The organism is Alcanivorax sp. HI0083 (genome assembly GCF_001635175.1).
In genome coordinates this window covers 1-501 of record NZ_LWFX01000060.1, presented here as the reverse complement: position 1 = coordinate 501, position 501 = coordinate 1, and the positions used below count along the sequence as shown (strand labels likewise).

Genomic DNA, 501 nt, shown 5'->3' with positions numbered 1-501 from the left:
TGCTTGTCCGGGCGGACGCGGTCACCCACCTGCAGAGCACCGGCTTCGCCTTCCACACGGGCAATGCCATAGTCGGGGCGTACGTCGCTGATCTTGAGGGTGGCCAGCGCTTCGCCTTCCAGCTTGATGGTCATGCCGGTATCCGGGTCTTTCATTTCCCCGGCAGGGCGATACACCTTCATGATGCCGTCTTTTTCCAGACGACCCTGGCCCTGGCTAAGGAACACGGTCTCGCCGTCGACCTTGATCACTTGCACCGGGTAGAGCACGTCGGTGGCATCGCCGGCGATGGCGCGGGCAATCTCGGGATAGAGAATGTCAGCCAGACGTTCCGGATGGTTGCGGTCATCAATTTTCTGCTCGCGGGCCATGGCACGGATTGTGGCTTCCGGCTTGTCCCACTCGTAGAGATCGCTCCACAGGATTTCCGTGGTGGTGGTGTCGATCAGGCGATAACGCACGCGGACGTAGGGGTCGTAGCCGCCCATCTTGGCGCCGTAG

Annotated in this window: 1 pseudogene; it reads right to left on the bottom strand. The window is 61.7% G+C overall.

From position 1 onward, the window contains the following. A pseudogene (locus A3754_RS26885) lies at positions 1-501 on the bottom strand (penicillin-binding protein activator LpoB); the annotation flags it as partial.